This window comes from Legionella gratiana (genome assembly GCF_001467695.1).
Classification (GTDB): domain Bacteria; phylum Pseudomonadota; class Gammaproteobacteria; order Legionellales; family Legionellaceae; genus Legionella; species Legionella gratiana.
This window is the reverse complement of the sequence record NZ_LNYE01000029.1, coordinates 1-1,300: the sequence shown is the minus strand read 5'-3', so window position 1 is coordinate 1,300 and position 1,300 is coordinate 1. Positions and strand designations below refer to the sequence as shown.

Here is a 1,300-nt window from a genome sequence, read left to right as displayed (position 1 = left end):
TCATCACTGACCTGCCCCATATGCTGACAAGCCTCCTTGAAGGGAGGAACATGAGTCAAAACTATTATTTTTCTGGGTTGAAGCCTTACTGCTTGTAATAAGTCATTTTCCAATGCATTAGCATCTAGATCAGCTAACTCTTGCATTTTTTGTAGCAGATGCTGTCGACTTAGCATTTTTTCCTGAAACAAATCCGCAATCATTCGGCTGTCATTGAGTGAAACTGGACTGTTTTGATAATCACCTAATCGACCATCCGCCCATCCATCTTGCCCTAATAAAATTGTATTATTGGGAAGGTGTTGTAAACCTGTCGCAGGCAACCAAAATAAGCCAGCATGAGCCGCGCTTAATTCAGTCAATGCCTTACGTACATCCGAAATAATTCCACGATAATAATCATGGTTTCCGACAATAAAATATATGGGCATTTTGATTTGCCCAACCATTTCATTTAAAAGATTGATTAGAGAAGGTGCTTCGGCGATGTCACCACTAATCAATGTTGCATCGCAGCCAGTAGCTAGAATGTCCTCATAGTATTTTTGGCGAGACTCAACCTCTAGAAAATTGAGGTGGATATCCGTTAACCAAGCCAGTTTCATTTGTATGTACCCTATTCTTCTTGAGCAAATTGTTCTATTCGTTTTATCACAGTTTGAACTCGTTGTTCTGTCACTGGCTCGTCATTAAGATGACCAGGGAGTGACTGCATGAATTCATCGTTCTTTAAGAATTCATTGAATACTAACCTTAAGTGCTTCTTTAAATCATCACTTGAAGTGTGCACTTGCTCTGCAATATCAATACATCCTGCGATTACCATGTCTTCAAAGTCATGACTACCAAGAAAATCATAGTTCCCTCTTGATTTAAAAGCCTCTATTTTTGTCGCTAAAAAATAGGGGGCTGTTACAGATTTGATGGTAATGTCCTCTGTGATCTGATGATCAACAGCATGTTTGATTGCTTCTTTATACCACTCATTTCCCCAACCCAAAATTTTTTCATCTGTAGGCATTACATCCAATATGATGTCATCAAGATGCCAACGACAGGTGATCTCATCTTGTATCGAACGATAAAAGCCTTTCTCTTTTAGTTTTTCCTCAAACTTATAATACTGGCCTAACGACAAAACATCGATGATGCAGTCAACATCCAATGTTGTGCGAACATCTAATGATAATGGATCATTGATAAACAAAGCCGTGGTGCAGCCACCAAGATAGACCACTTCATCGTTCAATTCCCCGAGTTTCCTCGCAACCAACTCCAGCATTCTTAAATTTGATGTCGC

2 protein-coding genes are annotated in these 1,300 nt (G+C 39.5%); both read right to left on the bottom strand.

What is annotated here, in order from left to right:
• A partial coding sequence (locus Lgra_RS12940) for a metallophosphoesterase family protein (RefSeq protein ID WP_238584451.1) occupies positions 1–605 on the bottom strand: 605 nt, incomplete at its 3' end.
• 11 nt (positions 606–616) lie between these two features.
• The coding region (locus tag Lgra_RS12935; protein ID WP_238584450.1) for a hypothetical protein at positions 617–1,300 on the bottom strand (684 nt) is incomplete at its 5' end.